Source organism: Kitasatospora sp. NPDC001547 (assembly GCF_042894165.1).
Taxonomy (GTDB): Bacteria; Actinomycetota; Actinomycetes; order Streptomycetales; family Streptomycetaceae; genus Kitasatospora.
Window position 1 is genome coordinate 103,128 of the sequence record NZ_JBIAVL010000012.1, and the last position, 19,728, is coordinate 122,855.

Genomic DNA, 19,728 nt, shown 5'->3' on the forward strand with positions numbered 1-19,728 from the left:
CCCAGGCTCCGGTCAGAGGGCCGGCCCGGCGGGCAGGACCAGTTCGGTCGGCAGCACCGGGTCGCCCTTGGACAGCTGGGTGGCCGACAGCGGCAGCGCGGCGCGGGCGCGCACGTGCCGGTCGCGGGCGGCGCTCAGCGGCTCCCGGCCGACGGTCTCGCCGCCCCGCACCAGCGGCACCTGCACCAGGTGCGGCCGCAGCTCGTCCGGGACGGGCCCGGTGCCGACCACCTCGGCCTCGGCCACGCCGTCGGCGTCGGGCCGGCGGGCCGCCCACTTGCGGCCGCCGATGCTGGTCTTGCCGCCGGCCGCGCGCTTGGCCACCGGCACCATCGGCCCGCCGTCGGTCTCGGCCCGGGCGACGAGCTTGTAGACCATCGCGCAGGTCGGGTGCCCGCTGCCGGTGACCAGGCTGGTCCCGACGCCGTAGCCGTCCACCGGGGCGGCGGCCAGGGCGGCGATCGCGTACTCGTCCAGGTCCGAGGTGACGATGATCCTGGTCCGGTCGGCGCCGAGCTCGTCCAGTTGGCGGCGGACCCGGTGGGCCAGCAGGGTGAGGTCGCCGGAGTCGATCCGGACCGCGCCCAGTTCGGGGCCGGCCACCTCGACCGCGGTGCGCACGGCCTCGCGCAGGTCGAAGGTGTCGACCAGCAGCGTGGTGCCCTTCCCCATGGAGGCGATCTGCGCCTTGAAGGCGTCCCGCTCGCTGTCGTGCACCAGGGTGAAGGCGTGGGCGGCGGTGCCGGTGGTCGGGATGCCGTGGGTGAAGCCGGCCTCCAGGTCGGAGGTGGCGGCGAAGCCGGCCACGTAGGCCGCCCGGGCGGCGGCGACGGCGGCCTGCTCGTGGGCCCGTCGGGCGCCCATCTCGATCACCGGGCGGCCACCGGCGGCGGCGGTCATCCGGGAGGCGGCGGCCGCGATGGCCGAGTCGTGGTTGAGGATCGAGAGGATCACCGTCTCCAGGATCACCGCCTCGGCGAAGCTGCCCTCGACGGTGAGCAGCGGCGAGCCGGGGAAATAGACCTCGCCCTCGGGGTAGCCGTGGATGTCGCCGCGGAAGCGGTAGTCGGCGAGGAACCGCAGGGTGTCCTCGTCGACGACGTCCTGGTCGGCCAGCCAGTCCAGCTGGGCGGTGCCGAAGCGGAAGTCCTCGACGGCGTCCAGCACCCGGCCGGTGCCGGCCATGACGCCGTAGCGGCGGCCGCTCGGCAGGCGGCGGGTGAACACCTCGAAGACGGAGCGGCGGTGCGCGGCCCCGCTGCGCAGGGCGGCCTGCAGCATGGTGAGCTCGTAGCGGTCGGTGAGCAGCGCGGTCGAGCCGGCCGCTCGCACGGAAGTGGCGTCCATACGGATGATGCTACTACCACTTAGCGTCAGATTGACGATTTCTCCTCGAGCGCGCCGGGTCGGAATCGCCCGGGTGTCCCCCGGATGGCAGCATGGGGCATGAGGGGTTACGGACGACTGTGCAGCGAGGAGGACCGGGGTGAGCGTCGCGCCCGTGGAGATCGAGCGCCCGGAGGTCGAGGGGGTGCCGGTGACCGAGCCGGACACGCCCTGGGTGACCATCGTGCACAACGACCCGGTCAACCTGATGAGCTACGTCCAGTACGTCTTCCAGGCCTACTTCGGCTACCCGAAGGACAAGGCCCGGAAGCTGATGATGGATGTCCACACCAAGGGCCGGGCGGTGGTCTCCAGCGGTTCCCGCGAGGAGATGGAACGCGACGTCCAGGCGATGCACGGCTACGGCCTCTGGGCGACGCTGCAGCACGACTGACGCCGGGCCGACCGGCGCCGGCGGGACGGGAGCCGACCCGACCGGTGCGGTGGCGGCCGGCTCCGGCGCGACCGGTGCCGGACCTCCGGCCGTACGACCGACGACGACGAAGACGGGCTGACCGATACAGATGGCTGGGTTGTTCGAGAGCACCGGCGGTGGTGGCGCGGCGATCGCGCTGGACGAGTGGGAGGCCTCCATCCTGCGCTCGCTGGAAGTGCAGTTGCTGGAGCTGATCGGCCCCGGCCCCGGCGCGGAGGGCGACGACCCGCTGGCCGCGCTGTTCGCCGAGGGCCCGACCGAGGCACCCGCCGACCCGGTGCTGGCCCGGTTCTTCCCGGACGCCTACGGCGACCCGGAGAAGCCGGAGGACGAGGAGGCCAGGGTCGCGTCGGGCGAGTTCCGCCGCTTCACCGAGCTGGACCTGAGGGCCCGCAAGCGGGACGACGCGCTGTTCGTCGTCCGGGCGCTGGACGGCCTCGGCGACGGCGGGGTGCTCAAGCTGGCGGCGCCCGACTGCCGGCGCTGGCTGGGCGCGCTGAACGACCTGCGGCTGGCGGTCGGTGTCCGGCTGGAGGTCACCGAGGACGACGAGGACGGCCTCTACGACCTGCCGGACGGCGACGAGCGCAAGCCGCTGGTGATGGCGTACCTGTGGCTGGGCGCCCTGCAGGAGTCGCTGCTGGAGGCGATGGCGGACTGACCTCGGGGGAGTGATCCTGCCCGATTCCGGGCAAGCCCCGGCCGTTTCGTCCAGAATGTGGACGATTGGCCGGGGCATTTCTTATGAAAATCGGACAAACCATACCAGGTTATGCTCAAATAACGCTCAGATGGACACCGCTATCCGAACTTCGCGTGGTACGACTTCTCCACCCCCGAGACCGACCAGGACGGTGCGCATTGGCCGAGAAGTTGTACGACGAAATGGTCGACAGCCCAGAGAACGCGGAGGGCTACGAGCGCGGGCTCGGCAGCCGCCAGATCCAGATGATCGCGATCGGCGGCGCGATCGGCACCGGCCTGTTCCTCGGCGCGGGCACGGCGATCTCCCGCTCCGGCCCCAGCCTGATCCTCTCCTACGCCGTCGCCGGCCTGGTGATCTTCGTGATCATGCGGGCGCTCGGCGAGCTGCTCACCTACCGCGCGGTCTCCGGCAGCTTCGCCGAGTACGCCCGGGAGTTCCTCGGCCCCTTCGCCGGTTACGTGACCGGCTGGACGTACTGGCTGTTCTGGGTCGTCACCGGCATGGCGGAGACCACCGCCGCCGCCGTCTACGTGCGGTTCTGGGCGCCCGACATACCGCAGTGGATCAGCGCGCTGACCTTCCTGCTCCTGCTCTACGCGGCCAACCTGATCTCGGTGAAGCTGTTCGGCGAGATCGAGTTCTGGTTCTCCATGGTCAAGGTCACCGCCATCATCGGCATGATCCTGATCGGCGTCGGAGTGCTGACCCTCGGCTTCAGCAAGGCCGGTGACACCGCGTCGCTCGGCCACCTCTGGCAGGACGGCGGATTCTTCCCGCAGGGCATCGGCTCCACCGTGATGACCCTTCAGATCGTCATGTTCGCCTACCTGGGCGTCGAACTCGTCGGCGTCACCGCGGGCGAGAGCGAGAACCCCGAGAAGACCCTGCCGCGCGCCATCAACACCCTGCCCTGGCGGATCGCGCTGTTCTACATCGGCGCCCTGGTGGTCATCCTCTCGCTCGTGCCGTGGACCGAGTTCCAGCCCGGCGTCAGCCCGTTCGTCGCCGCCTTCGGCAAGATCGGCATCCCGGCGGCAGCCGGCATCATCAACTTCGTGGTGCTCACCGCGGCGCTCTCCTCCTGCAACTCCGGGATGTACTCCACCGGCCGCATGCTGCGCGACCTCGCGCTGAGCGGCCAGGCCCCGGGCCGGCTCACCCGGCTCAACGCCCGCCGCACCCCGGCCTTCGCGATCACCGTCTCCAGCCTGCTGATGGGCGTCGGCGTGGTGCTCAACTACCTCGTCCCGGCGCGGGCGTTCGAGTACATCACCTCGGTCGCGACGGTCTGCGGCCTGTGGACCTGGGCGATGATCCTGATCTCCCAGATCCGCTACCGCCGGGCCTGGCGGGCCGGCCGCCTGCCGGCGCCCACCTTCAAGGCGCCCGGCGGCTCCTGGGTCAGCTGGGCCGCGCTCGCCTTCCTCGCCCTGGTCGTGGTGCTGATCGGCCTGGACCGGGACAACCGGATCTCGCTGTTCGTCTTCCCGGGCTGGGCCCTGCTGCTGGTGGTCGGCTACCAGGTGCTCAAGCGCCGCGCCCCGCAGGCCGTCCACGGCGCCGCCGTGGCCCCGGTGCCCGCCGGCGACGGGAACGTGGACACCCGCTGACCGCGCCTCGGACGCCCCGGCGGACCCGCGCCGGGGCGTGGCTATCCTGGCCCGCATGCTGACCATCACCCGAGAACTCCGCGACCGGATCGTGGCCCACGCCCGCGCCGACCACCCGGACGAGGCCTGCGGCGTGGTCGCCGGACCGGCCGGCAGCGGACGGCCCGAGCGGTTCATCCCGATGCTCAACGCCGCCCGCTCGCCCACCTTCTACGAGTTCGACTCGGGCGACCTGCTCAAGCTCTACCGCGAGATGGACGACCGGGACGAGGAGCCGATGATCGTCTACCACTCGCACACCGCCACCGAGGCCTACCCCTCGCGCACCGACGTGAGCTACGCCTCCGAGCCGTTCGCCCACTACGTCCTGGTCTCCACCGCCGACGGCAACGGCGAGGAGGACCCGTACCAGTTCCGCTCGTTCCGCATCGTGGACGGCGAGATCACGGAGGAAGACGTGCAGGTCGTCGAGGCCTACCCGGCCTGACCGGCACACCCGCCGAAGCGGCCCGCCGGCCCCCTGCGAGGGGCCGGCGGGCCGCCGTCGTCTCAACCCGGGAAACACGAACATCCGGATCCCGAGACGGGCATGTCTAAGCGGGGCCGGGAATCTATACGATGAGTCCATGCGTTCCGTCGATGTGAGCAACCAGGCCCCGGGCACCCGCCTCGTGGCGCGCCTGCACATCGACCTGTGCCGGCACGCCGGCGCGATCTGTCCCGGCACGCCCGCGCGCTCGCGCTGAGAGCCGCGTCACCACCTCACCCGGGCCCGCCGCCCCCGGCGACGCCGATCCCCGGGGCGCCCGCCCTGCCGCGTCCGCTGCGGCCCACCCACTTCACGACTCGCACAGGAGCGCACTCATGGCCATCGAGGTCCGCATCCCGACCATCCTCCGCACCTACACCGACGGCGCCAAGGCCGTCGAGGGCAACGGCAGCAACCTCGGGGAGCTCTTCACCGACCTCGACGCCCGGCACCCGGGCATCGCCGCCCGCCTGGTCGAGGGCGGCGAGCTGCGCCGCTTCGTCAACGTCTACCTGAACGACGAGGACGTCCGCTTCCTGGAGGGCATCTCCACCGCCCTGGCCGACGGCGACAGCGTGACCATCCTGCCCGCCGTGGCCGGCGGCGCCCGCTGACCTCCCGGCTCCCCCCGCCACCGCAGCGGCGGGGGGGAGCCGCCCCCTCCACCCCCACCGCCCCGGCCGGAGGCCCCCTTGCGTTACGACAGCCCGCTCGAAGCCGTCGGCAACACCCCGCTGGTCCGCCTGCCGCGGCTGTCCGCCGCCGTCCCCGGCAACGCCGAGGGCCTGGTGAGCCTCTGGGCCAAGCTGGAGGACCGCAACCCCACCGGCTCGATCAAGGACCGCCCGGCCCTGCACATGATCGAGCGCGCCGAGGCCGCCGGCCGGCTCACCCCCGGCTGCACCATCCTGGAGCCCACCAGCGGCAACACCGGCATCTCGCTGGCCATGGCCGCCAAGCTCAAGGGCTACCGGATGGTCTGCGTGATGCCCGAGAACACCAGCGAGGAGCGGCGCGAGCTGCTCCGCATGTGGGGCGCCGAGATCATCCCCTCCCCGGCCGCCGGCGGCTCCAACACCGCCGTCCGGATGGCCAAGGAGATCGCCGCCGAGCACCCCGACTGGGTGATGCTCTACCAGTACGGCAACCCCGACAACGCGGGCGCCCACTACACCGGCACCGGCCCCGAGATCCTCGCCGACCTGCCGACCGTCACCCACTTCGTGGCCGGCCTCGGCACCACCGGCACCCTGATGGGCGTCGGCCGCTACCTGCGCGAGAAGGTCCCCGGCGTGAAGATCGTCGCCGCCGAACCGCGCTACGACGACCTGGTGTACGGGCTGCGCAACCTGGACGAGGGCTTCGTCCCCGAGCTGTACGACGCCGAGGTGCTCACCACCCGCTTCTCGGTCGGCTCCGCGGACGCCGTCCGACGCACCCGCGAACTCCTCCGGCACGAGGGCATCTTCGCGGGCGTCTCGACCGGCGCCATCCTGCACGCGGCGATCGGCGTCGGCCGCAAGGCGGCGGCCGCGGGGGAGCGCGCGGACATCGTCTTCGTAGTCGCCGACGGCGGCTGGAAGTACCTGTCCACCGGCATCTACACCGCCGAGTCCACCGAGGCCGCGGTCGAGGCGCTGCAGGGCCAGCTCTGGGCGTGACGCCCGTCAGCGCCGCGGGGACGGCTCCGCGCTGACGCCCGTCAGCGCTGCATCGCCCGCCGGGCCCGGGCCCAGACCTGCCCGTCCACCGTGCCGGACCGGCGGCGGAACGCCGACAGCGGCACCTCGCGCAGCTCGTCCGTCTCCAGCCAGCTGGTCCGGCCCTGCCGGTCGCCCACCGACCCGGGCGGCAGCGGCAGCACGCCAGGACGCTCGGCGCGGTGCCTGCTGGTGATCTTCGCGACGGTGGCCGTCCGGCCGTGCACCCGCAGCACCAGGCACGGGCGGTCCTTGGAGCCGGGCCCGTCCTCGAACGGCACCTCCGCCCACCAGATCTCCCGCGGCTGCGGGGCGCCCCCGGTCCGCGGACCGGTCGGCCCGGCCGGGCGCGGGGCCGGGCGCGGGGCCGGACGGGTGCGCCGGACCAGCGCCGCCGCGGCGGCGGCCAGCAGCGCGACGCCCAGCAGCGCCAGGACGAGCCAGGTGGCGGTCATGCCGTTCATGCGGCGAACCGTACCGGGCCGGGGGCGAAGGCCACCAGCGGGCCGACCGGACCGGAGGCGAACGCCACCAGCGCGCAGACCGCGCCGGCCGGTCCTTTGTCCGCGCGTTGCTCCCGGTTCGTCACGGAACTGCCACACCGCCCGTTCCGCGCCCGGAGGCCCGGCCGTTCCCGGCGAGGCTGCGTCACGAACGTCCGCCCCCGTCCCCCCGGAGGTGCCCCCGTGACCCCTGGCCCCGAGCTGTGGTCCTACGCCGAGATCGCCCGCCACCTCAACGTCCGGCGCGAGACCGTCCGCAGCTACCGCAGGCACCGGCTGCTGCCCGACCCGGACGTCGTCGACGGCAGCGGACACCCGCGCTGGTACCCGTTCACCATCCGCACCTGGGCCCGCAACCGCCCCCGGCGCCGCTGATCCCCGGCCCGTCAACCGCCCGCGCCCCCGCCCCGGGCGTTCTGGTGATTCCGCCCACAGCCCGGCACGGGGACGGGGGCAAAGTGCCGCTCCGCCCTTACCCTCGACACACCAACGCAGTGCCACCGGCCGGTCCACCGGGCCCGGCCTGCCGTTTTCCATGCTGTTTTCCACCGGTGCCGGTGGAGGACGGCGATGCCGTTTTCCAGCAGCAGCCAGGATGTTTCGGGGCGGAGGGGCTCGGATGAAACTGACCGTGGTGGGGTGCTCGGGGAGCTTCCCGTCCGCCGACTCGCCCTGCTCCAGCTACCTGGTCGAGGCCGACGGCTACCGCGTCGTCCTCGACCTCGGCAACGGGGCCCTCGGCGCCCTCCAGAACTACACCGGCCTCTACGACGTCGACGCCGTCCTGCTCAGCCACCTGCACGCCGACCACTGCGTCGACCTGTGCGCCTACTGGGTGGCCCGCAACTACCGCGCCGAGGGCTGCCCCGAACTGCTGCCCGTGTACGGCCCGGCCGGCACCGCCGAGCGGCTCGCCCGCGCCTACGACATGCCGGAGAACCCCGGGATGAAGGAGGTGTTCGAGTTCCGCGCCCTCACCCCCGGCAGCTTCGAGCTCGGCCCGTTCCGGATCGGCGTCGCCCAGGTCAACCACCCCGTCGACGCCTTCGCCTTCCGGCTGGAGCACGACGGCCGCTCGCTGGTCTACAGCGGGGACACCGGCGAGAGCGCCGAACTCGTCGAACTCGCCCGCGACACCGACCTCTTCCTCTGCGAGGCCGCCTACATCGACGGCCGCGACACCTACCGGGCCGTCCACCTCAACGGCCGCGAGGCGGGCGAGCACGCCGCTGCGGCCGGCGCCCGCCGCCTCGTCCTCACCCACATCCCGCCGTGGACCGACGCCGAGCACAACCGCCGGGACGCCGCGGCCGCCTACCCCGGGCCGGTCGAGATCGCCCGGGCCGGCGCGGTGTACGAGATCTGAGCACCCCCGCGGGGCCCGGGCGCCGGTGCGACCGGGCGGATCGCGCACCGGTCACCCCACCGGCGTCAGCCAGTGCCGGTAGCGCGGATCGGCGCCGGACACGGCCGCCCGGTAGGCCTCCCGCAGCCGCCCGGTCACCGGGCCGGGCGATTCGGGCAGGGCACGGTCGTCCAGCGCGCGGACCGGGATGACACCGGCCGCCGTGCCGCAGACGAACAGCTCGTCCGCCGCGTAGAGGTCCGAGCGCAGCAGGCCCTCCACCCGCACCTCGACACCCAGGTCGCGGGCCAGGGTGAGCAGGGTGTCCTGGGTGATGCCCTCCAGGGCGCCCGCGCTCGACGGGGGAGTGCGCAGCACCCCGTCCCGGACGGCGAACACGTTCTCCCCGGTGCACTCGCTCACCGCGCCGTCCGGCCCGAGCAGCAACGCCTCGTCGTAGCCCGCGTCGTTGGCCTCCCGGCGGGCGAGCACCGAGTTCAGGTACGGGCCGGTGGCCTTCGCGGCGGGCGGCACCGCGTTCGGGTCGTTCCGCCGCCAGCTGCTCGTCTTCAGCGTGATCCCGCCCTCCCCCTGCGGGAGTTGGCCCCGCCACTCCCAGCTCGCGATCGACACGTCGACCGGCGAGTGGCGCATGTCGATGCCCATCGTGCCGTAGCCGAGGAAGGCGAAGTGCCGCAGGTAGCAGTCCTGGTGGCCGTTGGCGCGCACCAGCTCCACCGTCGCCCTGGTCAGGTCGGCGACGCCGTACGGGAGGTCCATCCGGATCATCCGGGCGCTGCGGTGCAGCCGGCGCAGGTGCTCGGGCAGCCGGAACACCGCCGGGCCGTCCGCCGTGGCGAACACCCGGGTGCCCTCCAGCACCCCCGTGCCGTAGTGCAGGCCGTGGGCGAGGACGTGCACCCGGGCCTCCTGCCAGGGCACCAGGGCGCCGTTCCACCAGATCGTCGAAGCTTCGGGGATAGCCATGCCGGACATCCTGCGCGCAGCCGGCCCGCGGGTCAGCCCGTCGGAGCCGACCGGAACCGGTCATGACCGGGAGCGGAAACGCCGTACCGAGACACGGACTTCACCCCCCCCGCCAGGGCCCGGCCCGCCGCCGTCTCGCGGAGCGGAAACCCCCGACCGCCCCCGCCCCGTCCTCACTAGGCTGCGCCGATGGAGAGCCCCACCGGCACCGACGCCACCCAGCTCTACGCCCGGCTGCTCGCCGAACCCGGCCGGGCGCCCGAGTCCCTCCGCCCCGACTGGGCCGCCCCCCGGCTGGCCGCCGCCACCGCCGAACTGCGCGCGCTCGGCCTGCTCCAGCCGGCCGCCGGCCCCGGGGGCGCGGACGACGCCCCGGCGGACACGGCGGTCTCCGTGGACACCGCCGTACGCCAGCTCCTGCTCGACGCCGACGCCCGGGTCACCGACCTGGTCGGCGCACTGCGCCGGGCCCGCGACTCCGTCGACCGGCTGCACACCGGCTACCTGCCCCTCCAGCAGCGCCACCGCGCCGACACCGGCCTCGAACTCGTCCGCGGCGCCGACCGGATCGCCGCCCTGCTGGAGGACGCCGCCCGCGGCGCCCGCACCGAAGCCCTCTCGCTGCGCCCCGGCCAGGACCTCTCCGGCCCAGCCCTGGCCGGCAAACTCGCCCGCGAACGCCTCGCCCTCGCCCACGGCGCCTCCCTGCGCACCATCTACCCGGCCGCCGCGCTGCGCCGCCCCGCCGTGCTGGCGCACGTCCGGGAGCTGACCGGGGCCGGTGCCCGGATCAGGGCGGCGCACTCGCTGCCGCTCTGGCTGATCGTGGTGGACGCCCGGCTGGCGATCCTGCCCGCGCCCGGCGCCGGGCCGGACGGCTGCCCCCAGGGTGCCGGGGCGGCGGTGGTGGTCCGCGAACCGGCCCTGGTGGCGCTGGTCGCGGAGCTGTTCGAGTACTTCTGGTCCGCCGCCTGGACGCCGCCCGAACTGGGGCCGAACGAAACGGAGATGACGGATCGTCAACTCGCCGTGCTGCGCCTGCTGGCGGCCGGTCTGACGGACGCGGCGATCGCCCGCAAGCTGGAGGTGTCGGAGCGTACGGTGCGCCGGCTGGTCGCCGAACTGACCGCCGGCCTGGGCGCGGAGAGCCGCTTCCAGGCCGGCGTGCAGGCCGCTCGGCGCGGCTGGATCTGAGGCCCGCCCGCTCAGCGCCGCCCGGGGACGGGCAGCCCGAGGTGGTCCCGCAGGGTGGGGCCGGTGTAGTCGGTGCGGAACACCCCGCGCTCCTGGAGCAGCGGCACCACCCGGTCGACGAACTCGTCCAAGCCGCCCGGGGTGAGGTGCGGGACGAGGATGAAGCCGTCGGCCGCGTCGTTCTGCACGAAGTGGTCGATCCGCGCGGCGACGGTGGCGGGCGAGCCGATGAAGGACTGCCGCCCGGTCACCTCGATCACCAGTTCGCGGCTGGTCAGCTTCTTCTCCGCGGCCACCGCCCGCCACCGTTCGGCGACGGCGACCGGGTCGGCGTGCCGCACCCGGCCCTGGACCAGGGCGCTGTCCGGGTCGGGGTCGACGGCCGGCAGCGGTCCGTCCGGGTCGTGGTCGGAGAGGTCGACGCCCCAGACCTGCTCCAGGAAGGCGATCGCGGTCTGCGGGCTCACCTGGGCCCGGCGGACCTCCCGAGCCCGCTCGGCCGCCTCGGCGTCGGTGTCGCCGAGGACGAAGGTGGCCCCGGGCATGATCTTCAGCTCGTCCGGCTTGCGCCCGTACGCGGCGAGCCGGCGCTTGACGTCGGCGTGGAAGGCCTGGCCGTCGGCGAGGGTGGAGTGCCGGGAGAAGACCACGTCGGCGGTGGCGGCGGCGAACTCGCGCCCCTCGTCGGAGTCCCCGGCCTGGATCACCACCGGGTGGCCCTGCGGCGGCCGGGGCAGCGAGAGCCGGCCCTCGACCTCGAACTGCGGCCCCGAGTGCCGGACGGGCTCCTCCCCGGCGTCCCAGAACTCCCGTGCCAGCTGGACGAATTCGGCGGCCCGGGTGTAGCGGTCGGCGCGGTCCAGGTAGCCGCCGCGGCGGAAGTTCTCCCCGGTGAAGGCGTCCGAGGAGGTGACCACGTTCCAGGCCGCGCGGCCGCCGGAGAGGTGGTCCAGCGAGGCGAAGCGGCGGGCCAGTTCGTACGGCTCGTTGAAGGTCGCGTTGACGGTGGCGGCCAGGCCGAGCCGCTCGGTGACGGCGGCCAGCGCGTTCAGCACGGTGATCGACTCGGGGCGGCCGACCACGTCGAGGTCGTGGATGAGGCCCTTGGTCTCGCGCAGCCGCAGGCCCTCGGCGAGGAAGAGGAAGTCGAACCTGCCGCGCTCGGCGGTCTGCGCGAGGTGGCGGAAGGAGGAGAACTCGATGTGGCTGCCGGCCGCCGGGTCGCTCCACACCGTGGTGTTGTTGACGCCGGGGAAGTGCGCGGCGAGGTGGATCCGCTTGAGCGGTCGGTCCGTCATCGGGTCACCTCGGCGAGGGCGGGGGACGCGGTGGAGGCGTCGGCGGGACGGGCGGCGTAGCGGCTGGCCGGGCGGGCCAGGCCGAGGTGGTCGCGCAGGGTGCGGCCGGTGTACCCGGCGCGCAGCAGTCCGGCGGAGCGCAGGGCGGGCGCGATCCGGTCGGCCAGCGCGGCCAGGTCGCGCGGCGGGTCGGCGGGGGAGAGGTGGAATCCGTCGACGCCGGTGCCGGTCGCGGTGAGTTCGGCGAGCAGCCGTTCGTCGGCGGCCCGGTCGGGCAGGGCGGACACGGCGGTGCCGAGCCGGGCGAGGATGCGCAGGCCCTCGCCGGCCCGCAGCCGCAGTTCGGTGGCGGCGCCCAACCGGGTGGCGCGGTCGGGGGCGTCGAGCAGCACCACGTCGGCGTGCCGGATCGCGGCGGCGACCCGGGCGCGGCCGCCCGGGGAGGCGTCCGGCGCGAGGTCGGCGGCGTCGACCGGCACCGCGACCACCGGGCGGCCCTGCGGCGGGCGCGGGGTGATGGACGGGCCGCGGACCGAGAACCGCGGGCCCGCGAAGTCGATGTGGTGCAGCTTGCCGCGGTCGACGAACCGGCCGGTGGCGGTGTCGCGGATCTCCGCGTCGTCCTCCCAGCTGTCCCAGAGCCGGGCGGCCACCTCGACGGCGTCGGCGGCCTCGGCCCACAGCTCGTCCCCGGTGGCGACCGGCCGGCGGCCGAAGGCCCGCGCCTCGGCCTCGGTCGTGGAGACGCCGACCAGCCAGCCGGCCCGGCCCTCGCTCGCCCAGTCCAGGGTGTTGACCGAGATCGAGGTGTGGAAGGGCTCGGTGTGGGTGGTGGTGACGGTCGGCACCAGCCCCACCCGGTCGGTCAGCGGGGCGATCCGGGCGAGGGCGGCGAGCGCGTCGGGACGGCTCGGCGCGGCGGCGAAGGAGTCGTCGAGGGTGACGAAGTCCAGGGTGGCCCGCTCGGCGAGGCGGGCGAGGTAGGCGTAGTGCCCGGCGTCGAAGCGGCCGGGGCTGTCGAGGGCGGCGGACAGGTGCAACTGGCGGGGCATGGTGAGCCTGACTTCCTCGTGCGGACGCGTGCGGGCACCGGCGCGGCCGTGCGGGGACACGGGGGCGCGGGTGCGCGCGGGACGCGCCGGAGCGCGGTGGCGGCCCGCGGGCGGAGCCCGTACGGGCGGGGAGGGGAAGGACCGGCGCCGGGCGGGACGTCAGCCGGGCGGCGGTGGGGGAACGGTCAGCTCAGCCGCGACATGCCGCGGACCACACGCGACCGAAGTCGATGTGGCTGCGGGTGACCAGCGGGCACGAGGCGTTCACCGCTTCAGTTGACCAGGGCGTCCGTCGGTTCGTCAACCGCCGTTCCCACGCGTGGCACGGGCCCGGGGTACGCCGAAGGCCCCGCGCCGCCGCTGGGGGAGCGGCGGGGCGGGGCCTTCGGAGCGAGGTCTTCGAGGCGGGCGGTGACGCGGGCGTCAGGCCTTGGTGACGTCCTCGATCTCGTCGTCGTCCTCGCGACCGGGGGTCTTGAGGTTGAACTTGGTGATCGCGAAGCGGAACAGGAAGTAGTAGACCGCGGCGAAGACCAGGCCGAGCGGGATGATCATCCACGGGTCGGTGGCCTTGTTCCAGGCCAGCGCGTAGTCGATCAGGCCGCCGGAGAAGGTGAAGCCGTCGTGCACGCCGAGCGCCCAGGTGACGGTCATCGAGACGGCGGTGAGCAGCGCGTGGATGACGTACAGGACCGGGGCGATGAAGACGAAGGCGAACTCGATCGGCTCGGTGACACCGGTGACGAAGGAGGTCAGGGCCAGCGACACCATCATGCCGGTGACGGCCTTGCGGCGGTGCGGCTTGGCGGCGTGGGCGATGGCCAGCGCGGCGGCGGGCAGCGCGAACATCATGATCGGGTAGAAGCCCGACATGAACTGCCCGGCGGTCGGGTCGCCCGCGAAGAAGCGGGTCAGGTCGCCGTGCACGACGGTGCCGTCGGGCTTGGTGAAGTCGCCGGTCTGGAACCAGGCGAAGGAGTTCACGAACTGGTGCATGCCGACCGGCAGCAGACCGCGGTTGACCAGGCCGAACGCACCCGCGCCGAACGCGCCGGCGCCGATCAGGGAGTCGTTCAGGCTCTTGACGGCGTCACCGATCGGGCCCCAGGCCAGACCGAAGAAGACGCCGACGCCGGTGCCGACGAAGGCCATCATGATCGGGACCAGGCGGCGGCCGTTGAAGAAGCCGAGCCAGTCGACCAGCTTGGTGCGGTGGTACTTCTGCCACAGCACCGCGGCCAGCAGGCCGATCACGATGCCGCCGAGCACGCCCGGGTCCTGGTAGACGGGCTTGACCCACTTGGTGCCGTCGACGTGGCCCTCGGAGACCGGGAACGCGGTGAGGACGTTCTTGTAGACCAGGAAGCCGACCAGCGCGGCCAGGGCGGTGGAGCCGTCCGCCTTCTTGGCGAAGCCGATCGCGATGCCCACCGCGAAGAGCAGCGGCAGGTTGGCGAAGACGCCGTCACCGGCGGTGGCGAAGACCGAGGCGACCTTGTTCCAGCCGAGGCCGTCCTTGCCGAACACGTCGTCCTGGCCGAGACGCATCAGCAGACCGGCGGCGGGGAGCACCGCGATGGGCAGCTGGAGGCTGCGGCCGATCTTCTGCAGACCCTGGAGGAGGTTCTGGCCGAACTTCTTGGCGGGGCTTGGCGAAGCCGGAGCCGTGGCGGGCGCCGGTGCCTGCGCAGACTGACTCATGGGGGTGGGTTCCTAACGGCATGGCGGTCGGTCGGGGGGAGGCACAGGGGGCCAACCGCGAACTGGTCTACACCACACGTGGTGTAGACCAGTTTTGTAGCACGGGTGGAGAAGTCGAGGAACCCCGGAAAGCGCTGTCACCGGGAAGCGCTATGAAATCGAAACCTACTTACCGAATGGCGATCATGGTAGTCGGCCGCGATTGGGACTTTGGCCGATTGCGCAACAAAATCGATTTTGGCTAATCGCGCAACAAAAGCACACGGTGCCCTGCCAGCGGCGTTGGGCGCGTCGGACCGGGGCGGCCGGGCTTTCCGAAATGCCGAAGGCCCCCGGACCGGGGCGGGTCCGGGGGCCAATGCGGGGATAACGCCGGGGCGGCCCGGTTTCAGGCCTTGGTGACGTCCTCGACCTCGGCCTCGTCCTCCCGGCCGGGTGTTTTCAGGTTGAATTTGACGATGATGAACCGGAAGAGCGCGTAGTACACGGCGGCGAAGCCGAGGCCGATCGGGATGATCAGCCACGGCTTGGTGGCGAGCCCCCAGTTGATGACGTAGTCGATCAGGCCGGCCGAGAAGCTGAACCCGTCGTGCACCCCGAGCCCCCAGGTCACCGCCATCGAGGCGCCGGTCAGCAGCGCGTGCACGGCGTACAGGGCCGGGGCGATGTAGGCGAAGGAGTACTCGATCGGCTCGGTGACGCCCGTGACGAAGGAGGTCAGGCCGACCGAGAGCATCAGGCCGTAGATCTCCTTGCGGCGGTGCGGCTTCGCCGAGTGCGCGATCGCCAGCGCGGCGGCCGGCAGCGCGAACATCATGATCGGGAAGAAACCGGACTGGAACTGGCCGGCCGTCGGGTCGCCGGCCAGGAAGCGCGGGATGTCGCCGTGCACGATCGTGCCGTCCGGCTTGACGAACTCACCGAACTGGAACCAGACGAAGGTGTTCAGCAGCTGGTGCATGCCGATCAGCAGCAGCGCGCGGTTGAAGACGCCGAAGATGCCGGCGCCGCCCGCGCCGAGGTCGGAGAGGTTCTGCGAGAAGTCGTTCAGCCCGCGCCCGATCGGCGGCCAGACCCAGAGCGCCAGCACGGCGACGACCAGGCCCACCAGGGCGGTGATCATCGGCACCAGGCGGCGGCCGTTGAAGAAGCCGAGCCAGTCCACCAGCCGGGTGCGGTGGAACCGGACCCACAGCCAGGCCGACAGCAGGCCGATCAGGATGCCGCCCAGCACGCCCGGGTTCTGGTACGTCGCGGCCGCCGCCTTCGCCGACGAGTAGCTCACGCACTGGCCGGTCCAGGCGTCCGGCACCAGGGCCGTCCCCGCCGGGCAGCTCTCCGGGAAGGCGTGCAGGACCTTGTAGTAGACCAGGAAGCCGACCACGGCGGCCAGCGCCGTCGAGCCGTCGGCCTTCTTGGCCATGCCGATCGCGACGCCGATGCAGAACAGCAGCGGCAGGCCGAAGGAGGAGTCGAGCAGCGCCCCGCCCGCGGAGGCGAAGACCTTGGCGACGTCGTTCCAGCCGAGGCCGTCCTTGCCGAACACGTCCGGCTGGCCGAGGCGGTTGAGGATGCCTGCGGCGGGGAGCACCGCGACCGGCAGCTGCAGGGAACGGCCCATCTTCTGGAGGCCGCCGTAGAAGGTGTGCCACCTCGTGGTCCGCGGGGCCGCGGCGCCTGCCGAACTCATCCTTCGCCCTCCGAGAGCAGTTGCCGGCCGGAGGCCCCTGCGGGACCCTCGGGCAGGGCTCGGGAACACCCGGGGCCGTTCCTGCGTTCCTCGGAGTACACATATATTGGTGTAGACCACTTGGACGCAGGCCCCACTCCGGAGGCGCGAGCCCCGCTGATCGTCATCCTCGGACGACGATCGGGAGCCTGCCCGCCGGAATGGGCCGAAAGTGGACTAACGTGGCGGACCGGACCGGCGCGGGTGATGCTGGTCGCGCTGTTCGCCGGCCCGACCGCAGCCGAACCCGCGTCAGCCACCGGCACGGACCTCACCGCCAGACGGTCGAGGGACACCCCAGCACCAGCGCAGGACGGCACCCGGCAGAGCCGCCGAAGGGCCGAGACAGAGGGAGAAACCAGATGGCCAGCAAGGCTGAGAAGATCGTCGCCGGTCTGGGCGGCATCGAGAACATCGAAGAGGTCGAGGGCTGCATCACCCGCCTGCGCACCGAGGTCAAGGACGCCAGCCTGGTCGACGAGGCCGCCCTCAAGGCCGCCGGCGCCCACGGCGTCGTGAAGATGGGCACCGCGATCCAGGTCGTCATCGGCACCGACGCCGACCCGATCGCCGCCGACATCGAGGACATGATGTGAGCTGAGCCACCAGGGCTCAGGCCACCCGGCCCGCCGACCCGCTCAGGGGGACGGCGGGCCGCGGCGCATCCGGAGCCGGGCGCTGTGACATCGGGAGCAGGGAGCAGGGAGCGGGGAACCGGCGGCCGGGAGCGGGCCCGCGGCGCGGCACCGACGCTTCGGGAAGCGGACCCCGGACCGACTACGCTCAGTGCCTATGTCACGCATCGACGGCCGCACCCCCGAACAGCTCCGCCCGATCACCATCGAACGGGGCTGGAGCAAGCACGCCGAAGGCTCCGTCCTCATCTCCTACGGCGACACCAAGGTGCTGTGCACCGCCAGCGTCACCGAGGGCGTGCCCCGCTGGCGCAAGGGCAGCGGCGAGGGCTGGGTCACCGCCGAGTACTCCATGCTCCCGCGCGCCACCAACACCCGCGGCGACCGCGAAGCCGTCAAGGGCCGCATCGGCGGCCGCACCCACGAGATCAGCCGGCTCATCGGCCGCTCGCTGCGCGCCGTGGTCGACCACCGCGCGCTCGCCGAGAACACCATCGTCCTCGACTGCGACGTCCTCCAGGCCGACGGCGGCACCCGCACCGCCGCCATCACCGGCGCCTACGTCGCCCTGGTCGACGCCGTCGCCTGGGCCCGCGACAAGAAGCTGCTGCGCGCCAAGGGCCAGCCGATCACCGGCGGCGTCAGCGCCGTCAGCGTCGGCATCATCGACGGCGTCCCGATGCTCGACCTCCAGTACGAGGAGGACGTGCGCGCCGAGACCGACATGAACATCGTCTGCACCTCCGACGGCCGCTTCGTCGAGGTCCAGGGCACCGCCGAGGGCGCCCCGTTCGACCGCGACCTGCTCGACCGGCTGCTCGACCTCGGCAGCCTCGGCTGCGCGGAGCTGGACGAGATCCAGCGCAAGGCCCTGCAGGGCTGAACCGGGGACGGGCTGTACCGGCGCGGGTTGAACCCGCGCGGGCCCCGCAGCCGTGGACCGGAGCAGACGCACGGTCAGCCCACCCGCGCGGACGGCCGTTCGGCCGCGGCACGGACACCCGTGCCGGCCACGGACGAACGGCCCGCCGAACGGTCGGCCTGCTGTACAGGCCGGGCCCGGAGACCGTACGGTTCCCGCAGCACTCCCGCTGCGGGAACCGCGCACCCCCCGGCGCGCGTCCCACCCCACGGAACCCGCGCCCCCCAGGAGGATCGGATGCCGTCGAGCATCGCCCGCCCCGCCGCCCTCGCCGTGGCCGGACTCATCGCGATCCTTCCGCTCAGCATGGTGAGCTGCTCCGCCGCCCAGAAGGCGCTCGACTGCGGCAACACCGCGGTGAAGATCACCGGCGACCTCGCCGACGTCACCAAGGCCTACGACAACGCGAGCAACGACTCGGCCGCCGCCGGCCGGGCCCTGCAGAAGCTCAAGAACGACCTCGACCAGGTCGGGAAGAACTCCAAGAACACCGACGTCGCCAAGGCCGTGACCGACCTGCAGAAGCAGGTCGAGAACGTGCAGCGGGCCGCGGACCGGAACGAGGTCCCGGACCTCAAGCCGCTCGGCGACGCGGCCGGCAACCTCACCTCGGTCTGCACCGGCTGACCGTTCCCGGACTCTCGGTAGGGTGGGCGATATGTCCACCCGCCTGATCCTCGCCACCCGCAACCAGCACAAGGTCACCGAGCTCCGCGCCATCCTGGCGGACGCCGGCCTGGACGTCGAACTCGTCGGCGCCGACGCCTACCCGGAGATCCCGGACGTCCCCGAGACCGGTGTCACCTTCGCCGAGAACGCCCTGCTCAAGGCGCACGCCCTGGCCCGCGCCACCGGCCTGCCCGCCGTCGCCGACGACTCCGGCCTCTGCGTGGACGTGCTGAACGGCGCGCCCGGCATCTTCTCCGCTCGCTGGTCCGGCAGGCACGGCGACGACCGCGCCAACCTCGACCTGCTGCTCGCCCAGCTCTCCGACATCGCCGAACCGCACCGCGGCGCCCACTTCTTCTGCGCCGCCGCCCTCGCCCTCCCCGACGGCACCGAGCGCGTCGTCGAGGGCCGCCTCCTCGGCACGCTGCGCACCGCCCCGGCCGGCGACGGCGGCTTCGGCTACGACCCGATCCTCCAGCCCCTCGGCGAGACCCGCACCTGCGCCGAGCTCACCGCCGACGAGAAGAACGCCATCAGCCACCGCGGCCAGGCGTTCAGGGCCCTCGCCCCGGTGGTCAAGGCCCTCCTGAGCTGACGCCCCGCCGGAACGCCGAAGGCCCGCCCCGGGATCACTCGGGGCGGGCCTTCGATTCTTAGGCTAGTGCGGCCTGAGGGACTCGAACCCTCACGGGATTTCTCCCACGGGCACCTAAAACCCGCGCGGCTGCCTGTTACGCCAAGGCCGCATGGGCTTCAGTCTAGGGCTTTGGCCGAGGCGGGGACAGCGCGATTCAACGCGGCGGCACGGACGCCTTCTTCCTCCTGCAGGAGGTCGGAGTGACGGAGTGGCAGTCGGGCAGAGCCGCCCGAAAGTGTCCGGACGATTGTCCGACCGGTCGCCGTTGATGTGGTCGACTTCCAAGGTCATCGGCTGTCCGCGCCCACTGGGGGTCGGTGCCGCAGTCCTCGCGCTGCTCGGGTCGGCCGAGCTCTGCCGGCGCGCTGCGGATTCGCGAGCCAGAAAGGTCTGTTGGCAGTCCGAGGCGCGCCGTGGGGGCCGGTGAGATCCCCTTCCCTCGGAAGGCCAACGAAGGGCGTTTCGATCGGTTGCGGCTGGTGGGATGTTTGGCTGTTGATTACCAATTGGTACAGACCTATTGACCTATGTGGTTCAGACCACATAGCTTCTGCGCCAATCGCAATCCCCCACGTGCGTGCTCCCCCACAGGCACGTGCCGACACTCTCTCCTGGAGGACCGAGTGTTGATCCGAAACACGGCGGAGCGGCGTCCCACCGCCGCGCACCGCCGGAAGAGCCCGGCGGCG

General features: G+C 72.8%; 22 protein-coding genes and 1 tRNA gene. 14 read left to right on the top strand and 9 right to left on the bottom strand.

Annotated elements, in window-relative coordinates; all coding sequences use genetic code 11:
• Positions 1-12 precede the first annotated feature (12 nt).
• Complete coding sequence (locus ACFY0X_RS22285) at positions 13-1,347, bottom strand: nicotinate phosphoribosyltransferase (RefSeq protein ID WP_387756906.1); 1,335 nt, start codon at positions 1,345-1,347, stop codon at positions 13-15.
• A gap of 139 nt (positions 1,348-1,486) precedes the next feature.
• On the opposite strand from ACFY0X_RS22285, the gene clpS reads away from it, so the two are divergent.
• The 7 genes from clpS to ACFY0X_RS22320 all read left to right on the top strand — a co-directional run bounded on the left by clpS (position 1,487) and on the right by ACFY0X_RS22320 (position 6,328).
• Positions 1,487-1,780 (top strand): ATP-dependent Clp protease adapter ClpS, encoded by a 294-nt coding sequence (gene clpS / locus ACFY0X_RS22290; RefSeq protein WP_049654313.1) that lies wholly within the window; start codon positions 1,487-1,489, stop codon positions 1,778-1,780.
• Between the two features lie 130 nt (positions 1,781-1,910).
• Positions 1,911-2,483, top strand: a complete 573-nt coding sequence (locus tag ACFY0X_RS22295) for a DUF2017 domain-containing protein (protein ID WP_387756907.1) — start codon at positions 1,911-1,913, stop codon at positions 2,481-2,483.
• A gap of 224 nt (positions 2,484-2,707) precedes the next feature.
• The gene (locus tag ACFY0X_RS22300) at positions 2,708-4,138 is read left to right on the top strand and encodes an amino acid permease (RefSeq protein ID WP_387756908.1); all 1,431 of its coding nucleotides are present in this window, start codon (positions 2,708-2,710) and stop codon (positions 4,136-4,138) included.
• Positions 4,139-4,193: 55 nt separating this feature from the next.
• Positions 4,194-4,625, top strand: a complete 432-nt coding sequence (locus ACFY0X_RS22305) for a Mov34/MPN/PAD-1 family protein (RefSeq protein ID WP_387756909.1) — start codon at positions 4,194-4,196, stop codon at positions 4,623-4,625.
• Positions 4,626-4,764: 139 nt separating this feature from the next.
• A complete protein-coding gene (locus ACFY0X_RS22310) occupies positions 4,765-4,884 on the top strand; it encodes a putative leader peptide (protein ID WP_317621128.1) in 120 nt (39 codons plus the stop codon).
• A 118-nt stretch (positions 4,885-5,002) separates the two neighbouring features.
• On the top strand, positions 5,003-5,281 hold the full coding sequence (locus tag ACFY0X_RS22315; protein ID WP_030242903.1) for a MoaD/ThiS family protein: 279 nt from the start codon (positions 5,003-5,005) through the stop codon (positions 5,279-5,281).
• 78 nt (positions 5,282-5,359) lie between these two features.
• On the top strand, positions 5,360-6,328 hold the full coding sequence (locus ACFY0X_RS22320) for a PLP-dependent cysteine synthase family protein (protein WP_387756910.1): 969 nt from the start codon (positions 5,360-5,362) through the stop codon (positions 6,326-6,328).
• Between the two features lie 41 nt (positions 6,329-6,369).
• On the opposite strand, the gene ACFY0X_RS22325 is transcribed toward ACFY0X_RS22320, so the two are convergent.
• Both ACFY0X_RS22325 and ACFY0X_RS22330 read right to left on the bottom strand, forming a co-directional pair.
• Positions 6,370-6,831, bottom strand: coding sequence for a type II toxin-antitoxin system PemK/MazF family toxin (locus ACFY0X_RS22325; protein WP_387756911.1), 462 nt, complete (start codon positions 6,829-6,831; stop codon positions 6,370-6,372).
• Positions 6,828-6,956 carry a hypothetical protein gene (locus ACFY0X_RS22330; protein WP_387756912.1) on the bottom strand — a complete coding sequence of 43 codons (129 nt, stop codon included), beginning with the start codon at positions 6,954-6,956 and terminating at the stop codon, positions 6,828-6,830. Before ACFY0X_RS22330 ends, ACFY0X_RS22325 begins: the two co-directional genes overlap by 4 nt.
• Positions 6,957-7,053: 97 nt before the next feature.
• Here ACFY0X_RS22330 and ACFY0X_RS22335 point away from each other — a divergent pair, with 97 nt between their 5' ends.
• Together ACFY0X_RS22335 and ACFY0X_RS22340 are read left to right on the top strand one after the other, a co-directional pair.
• Positions 7,054-7,245: a MarR family transcriptional regulator gene (locus tag ACFY0X_RS22335; RefSeq protein WP_387756913.1), complete on the top strand. Its 192-nt coding sequence runs from the start codon at positions 7,054-7,056 to the stop codon at positions 7,243-7,245.
• A gap of 244 nt (positions 7,246-7,489) precedes the next feature.
• Positions 7,490-8,236: an MBL fold metallo-hydrolase gene (locus ACFY0X_RS22340; RefSeq protein ID WP_387756914.1), complete on the top strand. Its 747-nt coding sequence runs from the start codon at positions 7,490-7,492 to the stop codon at positions 8,234-8,236.
• A gap of 51 nt (positions 8,237-8,287) precedes the next feature.
• Here the strand turns inward: ACFY0X_RS22340 and ACFY0X_RS22345 are convergent, their stop codons facing one another.
• Entirely contained in the window at positions 8,288-9,202 is a 915-nt protein-coding gene (locus tag ACFY0X_RS22345) for a branched-chain amino acid transaminase (RefSeq protein ID WP_387756915.1), read from the bottom strand.
• 189 nt (positions 9,203-9,391) lie between these two features.
• Between ACFY0X_RS22345 and ACFY0X_RS22350 the strand changes: the two genes are divergently transcribed.
• Positions 9,392-10,396: a response regulator transcription factor gene (locus ACFY0X_RS22350; RefSeq protein WP_387756916.1), complete on the top strand. Its 1,005-nt coding sequence runs from the start codon at positions 9,392-9,394 to the stop codon at positions 10,394-10,396.
• Positions 10,397-10,407: 11 nt separating this feature from the next.
• Here the strand turns inward: ACFY0X_RS22350 and ACFY0X_RS22355 are convergent, their stop codons facing one another.
• The 4 genes from ACFY0X_RS22355 to ACFY0X_RS22370 form a co-directional block, all read right to left on the bottom strand.
• Positions 10,408-11,694: an LLM class flavin-dependent oxidoreductase gene (locus tag ACFY0X_RS22355; RefSeq protein WP_387756917.1), complete on the bottom strand. Its 1,287-nt coding sequence runs from the start codon at positions 11,692-11,694 to the stop codon at positions 10,408-10,410.
• Positions 11,691-12,746 (bottom strand): LLM class flavin-dependent oxidoreductase, encoded by a 1,056-nt coding sequence (locus ACFY0X_RS22360; RefSeq protein ID WP_387756918.1) that lies wholly within the window; start codon positions 12,744-12,746, stop codon positions 11,691-11,693. The genes ACFY0X_RS22355 and ACFY0X_RS22360 overlap by 4 nt, the downstream gene beginning before the upstream one ends.
• Before the next feature lie 423 nt (positions 12,747-13,169).
• Complete coding sequence (locus ACFY0X_RS22365) at positions 13,170-14,447, bottom strand: PTS transporter subunit EIIC (protein WP_387756919.1); 1,278 nt, start codon at positions 14,445-14,447, stop codon at positions 13,170-13,172.
• A 388-nt stretch (positions 14,448-14,835) separates the two neighbouring features.
• Positions 14,836-16,137 (bottom strand): PTS transporter subunit EIIC, encoded by a 1,302-nt coding sequence (locus ACFY0X_RS22370; protein WP_387756920.1) that lies wholly within the window; start codon positions 16,135-16,137, stop codon positions 14,836-14,838.
• 401 nt (positions 16,138-16,538) lie between these two features.
• Here ACFY0X_RS22370 and ACFY0X_RS22375 point away from each other — a divergent pair, with 401 nt between their 5' ends.
• The 4 genes from ACFY0X_RS22375 (at position 16,539) to rdgB (ending at position 18,997) form a co-directional block, all read left to right on the top strand.
• The gene (locus ACFY0X_RS22375; RefSeq protein WP_238862766.1) at positions 16,539-16,772 is read left to right on the top strand and encodes a glucose PTS transporter subunit EIIB; all 234 of its coding nucleotides are present in this window, start codon (positions 16,539-16,541) and stop codon (positions 16,770-16,772) included.
• 196 nt (positions 16,773-16,968) lie between these two features.
• On the top strand, positions 16,969-17,694 hold the full coding sequence (rph, locus tag ACFY0X_RS22380; RefSeq protein ID WP_387756921.1) for a ribonuclease PH: 726 nt from the start codon (positions 16,969-16,971) through the stop codon (positions 17,692-17,694).
• Positions 17,695-17,970: 276 nt separating this feature from the next.
• Complete coding sequence (locus tag ACFY0X_RS22385; protein ID WP_387756922.1) at positions 17,971-18,360, top strand: hypothetical protein; 390 nt, start codon at positions 17,971-17,973, stop codon at positions 18,358-18,360.
• A 31-nt stretch (positions 18,361-18,391) separates the two neighbouring features.
• Entirely contained in the window at positions 18,392-18,997 is a 606-nt protein-coding gene (gene rdgB, locus ACFY0X_RS22390) for an RdgB/HAM1 family non-canonical purine NTP pyrophosphatase (RefSeq protein WP_387756923.1), read from the top strand.
• A gap of 67 nt (positions 18,998-19,064) precedes the next feature.
• Here rdgB and ACFY0X_RS22395 read toward each other — a convergent pair.
• Positions 19,065-19,148, bottom strand: a tRNA-Leu gene (locus ACFY0X_RS22395).
• Between the last annotated feature and the right edge of the window lie 580 nt (positions 19,149-19,728).